Raw genomic sequence first — 4,844 nt, 5'->3', positions numbered from 1 at the left:
CGTCCAAAAAGGACGGGCGGGACGCCCATCCCACAATAACAATTAAAATTGTAAGTTATTTAATTCGCGATCCTAAGCGATCGGGTTAACTTAGAATTGAGAGTTTTTAGGAGTTGAAGTGGGAGCTATATTTGCGCGATCGCGCCATAGCACCAACGGAATGCTTAACGTTCCTAAAATCATTACAACTCCAGTCAGAATCCAAACTAGCACACGATTTGGGCGATAATCACCTCGCTCAATTTGCCAGAATACTCGATTATAACGCCATGCTGCTAAGGCAATGACCGCAATCCCAAAAACGACCAGACTCAGCCCTAAAGTTTCGGAGTTGAAGAAGGGAGGGGAGGAAACTTCTTGCTGAGTCACTGTAGCTTGAAATTGACGGAGAAATAAACTGAACCGACTGATTGCAAACCCAAAACCAACTAAAGCCAGTGAAGTTCGTAACCATGCCAGAAAGGTGCGTTCATTTGCCTGATGTTCTCGCTGTCGGTCTATTTTATCACCCTTGTTCATCAACCCTACCTTGATAAAATATCTTAAGCTTTCCCTCGTTGATTATTGTTTCACTTGTGACTGCGGAGGGAAGTATCGGTATTGCGATCGTGATTCATCATCACCCAAAAATATACTATCAGTAAATAGACAAAAAAGCGATCGCCTCCATCTCTACCAACAGAAAATAAGAGGACACAGCATTGCTGTGTCCCTACAAATACCCCAGTTAAAATCCAGTTTAAAAAGACTTAGCCTCACCACCGGACTGAGCCTTTTTCGCCAACCAATCCTGACCCAATCTGATTGTGACATCCGAATTCAAAGAACCGGTACTCTCAACCAACACATCTCCAAAACCCAAAAACTGGCGAATCGCTTGAGCACCTTTAATATCGCCCTGTTGAGCTACTAGAGTAGTTACCTCCAGCGGTTCGGGCCAAGCTTTATAAACCTGAACATTCCGATAACCGGCTTGAGTCAAATTATTGACAAAATCTTCAACAGCCGATGGATCTCCGGTACTATCTTGAATCGCCACCTTCAGAAAAGTCGAATCAGCATTCTCAATTGTCCAAGTATTTTGGCCGAAGTCAAAATGTTCCGCCACCATAGTTTCGATGGCATATTGGTCGGGCAACCAAAAACTTGCTTTGTAGTCCTTAGAATCGCTAAATTTGCCGGGAACCATCAACATCTGCACGCCAGCGCGATCGGTTTGAGTAGCAAAACCCGCCAAAGCTACCAATTCTTCTATACTCAAATTCGTGTCAAGGTGAGACTGAATCACCGATAAAATCTTCGGTAGTCGAGACAGCAAACCTACATTTACTTCCTGTTCCACAAAAGCCCGCATCAACAATTGTTGGCGCTGCACCCGCCCGATGTCGCCCAAATCGTCGTGCCGATAAAGCAAATATTGCACGATTTGTTCGCCGTTGAGTTTCTGCTTGCCAGCCTTTAAATCTATATATAAATGCTGACTATGATCGGTATATTTCATGTCTTTAGGGACATTAATAGTAATGCCACCCAGGGCATCGACCAAACTTTTGATACCATGAATATTAACTGTGACATAGCGGTCAATTCCCACACCGCCCAGGAGTCCGCTGACTGACTTCGCTGACGAAGCCGGGCCACCGTAGTAATTAGCTTCGTTGATTTTCACCTCGCCCCGGCCTTCAACATAGGTGCGGGTGTCTCGCGGAATGGAAAGCACGCTTAACTTTTTATTTTGAGGGTCAAACCTCACCAACAGCATAGTATCGGTTAAGCCCTTAAAGGAGTTTTCCCAAACCTCGTATCCGACATCTTTGTTGACACCTCCTTCGATGTCAGAGGTCAGAACTTTAAGTCCTAAAACTAAAATATTAACTGGGCGAGTCAGCTCCGGCATCTTCATGTTGAGCTTTGCCATGTCGCCTTGAGAAAATACTGCTGCTTCTTCAGGGCTCAACTTTTGTTGCTGAAGCGGCGTTGTAGAAAGGGAGACGGCTAGCAATGCTCCGGCTGTGGCTGAGAGCATGGCTACTCCAGCCAAACCAAAACCAAATCCCAGCCAGCGGCCTCGATGGGGCTGGGAAGCTTTTTTGGTTGCAGGTTGAGCAGTTGATTGTTGGATAGGGTCTTGATTAGGAATTTTTTGAGCTGGCACTGGCTTCCTCACACACAACAAAAATAAAAAAGATAATGGCAATATGTAGTATCAAGCTGAAGACGCACTCAATCAATAGGGTAGGGGCTTAAAAAAACCCTAAATTATGATAAATGTTTGCCTACTACTTGCTCGGCTAAGCGACTAATTCCAGGCAACCATAGCGGTTGACGCTTCCAGAGGCGAACCATCAGTCCCAGAGCAACGATGAAATAGCTGGTTGTTAGCAGGCTACTCATTAATAACATGGGAAGTGTCGGAGATTCCGCAGAAATCGCTCCAGCTTCTAAAAGAATATGTCCTAAGAGCCAACTAAAAGCAAGGGCAATTGCCAAGCGGCTGACGGCTTTGCGTTCGGGACTACCCTGACGGCGGTAAAGAGTCCACAGGGCGGGGAAAAAGCCGATGACTGGGATCATTAATACAAACAGACTGGCACGATCGAGTTCAGGATTTTCTAAGGGATCTGTTTTTTTCATAATTCGGTACTCAAAATTTGCAGAAGGTCAATCGATTTTAGATTTTAGATTGAAGCATTGAAGCATTGACTTGCGCGAGATAAATTCGGGCGCTTGTTTATCGGATACAGGTTTTTTATTTCTGGACGGATGAATTTGGGGGCTTGTATCCTGGATGCTTTCGGTCGGATTTTGCACACAAGTTATTTGTTAGAGGGAAAATTTATATCCTAAACCAAAATTCCCAGAGCTGGGCTGGCGCGATCGCCAAACTTGTCTGTCAGAGGCAAAATTTTTCTGCCCTCCCAATCTCGCGACTGATCGTTGGCAACTTTTCGACCCGGAGACCCGTATTTTGATAAACTGGATACAGCACAGCAGTCAGGAGAACAGACTTAGCCATGACCCAATCCCAAAAACCCATCGTTATTGCTCCATCCATATTATCAGCCGATTTTAGCCGTCTCGGAGAAGAGATTCAGGCTGTCGATCGAGCTGGGGCTGACTGGATTCACGTAGATGTGATGGACGGTCGCTTTGTTCCTAATATTACTATCGGGCCGCTGATTGTTGAGGCAATTCGCCCTGTTACTACCAAGGTAATCGATGTCCACTTGATGATTGTGGAGCCGGAGAAGTACGTCGAGGACTTCGCTAAGGCTGGTGCTGACATTATTTCGGTTCACGCGGAACACAATGCTTCGCCTCACTTGCACCGCACCCTCGGCCAAATTCGGGAATTGGGCAAAATGGCTGGTGTGGTTCTGAATCCTTCGACGCCTTTGGAGTTGATCGAGTACGTGCTGGAACTTTGCGATTTGGTGCTGATTATGAGCGTCAATCCGGGCTTTGGTGGTCAAAGTTTTATCCCGGCTGTTTTGCCGAAAATTCGCCAGTTGCGTAAAATGTGCGACGACAAGGGCCTCGATCCTTGGATTGAGGTAGATGGCGGTTTGAAGGGGAACAATACTTGGCAGGTTCTGGAAGCGGGCGCAAATGCGATCGTCGCTGGTTCTGCTGTGTTTAAGGCGAATGATTACGCAGCGGCGATCGAGGGTATCCGCCACAGCAAGCGTCCGACTCCTGAGTTAGCTGCGGTTTAATCAAAGATTTTTCGAGTTTTTCGGGTTTTTCTCGTTCCCAGCCCAAGCAGGCTGGGAACGCATTTTTATACTCGGTTTCCAAGAGTCAGGAATTACTTATTTCGAGACAGAGGCGAGAATGCTTTCCATCTCAGAAAGCTCGACCGCCCCGGAGAAAGTTTCGCCGTTCATAATAAAAAACGGAGTGCCTTCAATGCCTAGTTGTTGAGCAAGTTGCACGTCTTTGGCAATGGCGGCTTCTGCAGCGGGGCTGTTGCGATCGGTGTTGAATTTATCTAATTTTAGATTGAGCTTTTGGGCGATCGATGGGTACAATGGATCGCCTAAATCTTTCTGCCCTTCAAACAAAGCGCTGTAATATTCCCAGAATTTGCCCTGCTGCCCCGCCGCCCAAGCTGCTTTAGCTGCCGGTAGCGCTTGAGGGTGAATAGAAGTTAAGGGAAAATGCTTGTAAGCTAAAGTAACTTTGTCCTGGTGTTTTGCCATAAACTGCTTGACAGTATCGTGAGCGCGCGCGCAAAACGGACATTGAAAGTCAGAGAATTCTAAAAGTACAATCTGCTGCGAAGCTGAACCCGTGGTGGGAGAATCCCCTATAGAAGATTTGGGATTAGTTTTCATCTCCTGCAAAAATGACTGCTGCGCTGCTTTGAGAGACTGCTGCTGCTGTTGCTGGTACGCTTGTACCGACTCTAAAATTGCTTGGGGATTTTCGCGGATCACCTGCAAGACTTGCTCTTTCAACTTGGGATCGACTGAATTGCCAGCCGTTGACTGTGCGGGGGAACAACCGATAAATACCAGGCAACCTGCCAGGAGTACAGCCAAGCAGAAGGCTTGCTGGCTGCGGAGTTTTCGCCAAATAGTGGATATGTTCATCTTTTTTTTCTGATTCACGGCAACACTTAATCCTACATTTAATTTTGCGGAGTGTCAGGTATACCGCTGTTGACTGCTGTCGAGCTATTTTTAGCTTTGAGCAATAATTAGCCATTGGCAATCGGTAATTCGTAGTCGGTAATTTGCAAGAGGTGTTAATCACCCGAACACCGACTAAGGAATGAGAATTAAATAACTTCCACTCTTGAAAGTGGGATGGGCGTCCCGCCCGTCCAAAAAGGACGGGCG

5 protein-coding genes are annotated in these 4,844 nt (G+C 46.5%); 1 reads left to right on the top strand and 4 read right to left on the bottom strand.

Going from position 1 to position 4,844, the window contains the following annotated elements; translation table 11 throughout:
* Positions 1-90: 90 nt before the first annotated feature.
* The 3 genes from QUB26_RS31165 to QUB26_RS31155 all read right to left on the bottom strand — a co-directional run bounded on the left by QUB26_RS31165 (position 91) and on the right by QUB26_RS31155 (position 2,634).
* On the bottom strand, positions 91-519 hold the full coding sequence (locus tag QUB26_RS31165) for a DUF202 domain-containing protein (protein WP_333209163.1): 429 nt from the start codon (positions 517-519) through the stop codon (positions 91-93).
* A 220-nt stretch (positions 520-739) separates the two neighbouring features.
* A complete protein-coding gene (locus QUB26_RS31160; RefSeq protein ID WP_333246971.1) occupies positions 740-2,155 on the bottom strand; it encodes an LCP family protein in 1,416 nt (471 codons plus the stop codon).
* 104 nt (positions 2,156-2,259) lie between these two features.
* Entirely contained in the window at positions 2,260-2,634 is a 375-nt protein-coding gene (locus QUB26_RS31155; protein ID WP_333245138.1) for a hypothetical protein, read from the bottom strand.
* 380 nt (positions 2,635-3,014) lie between these two features.
* On the opposite strand from QUB26_RS31155, the gene rpe reads away from it, so the two are divergent.
* Positions 3,015-3,716, top strand: coding sequence for a ribulose-phosphate 3-epimerase (gene rpe, locus QUB26_RS31150; RefSeq protein ID WP_006632078.1), 702 nt, complete (start codon positions 3,015-3,017; stop codon positions 3,714-3,716).
* 96 nt (positions 3,717-3,812) lie between these two features.
* Here rpe and QUB26_RS31145 read toward each other — a convergent pair whose 3' ends face one another.
* On the bottom strand, positions 3,813-4,595 hold the full coding sequence (locus QUB26_RS31145) for a DsbA family protein (protein WP_333245143.1): 783 nt from the start codon (positions 4,593-4,595) through the stop codon (positions 3,813-3,815).
* Between the last annotated feature and the right edge of the window lie 249 nt (positions 4,596-4,844).

The sequence above is a fragment of the Microcoleus sp. B4-C1 genome (genome assembly GCF_036705285.1).
GTDB lineage: Bacteria > Cyanobacteriota > Cyanobacteriia > Cyanobacteriales > Microcoleaceae > Microcoleus.
This window is presented reverse-complemented; position numbering and strand designations above follow the sequence as displayed.

Excerpts from the sequence above, each read along its gene's own strand:
- QUB26_RS31165 (WP_333209163.1), bottom strand. The coding sequence starts at position 519 with ATGAACAAGGGTGATAAAATAGACCGACAGCGAGAACATCAGGCAAAT.
- QUB26_RS31155 (WP_333245138.1), bottom strand. The coding sequence starts at position 2,634 with ATGAAAAAAACAGATCCCTTAGAAAATCCTGAACTCGATCGTGCCAGT.
- rpe (WP_006632078.1), top strand. The coding sequence starts at position 3,015 with ATGACCCAATCCCAAAAACCCATCGTTATTGCTCCATCCATATTATCA.
- QUB26_RS31145 (WP_333245143.1), bottom strand. The coding sequence starts at position 4,595 with ATGAACATATCCACTATTTGGCGAAAACTCCGCAGCCAGCAAGCCTTC.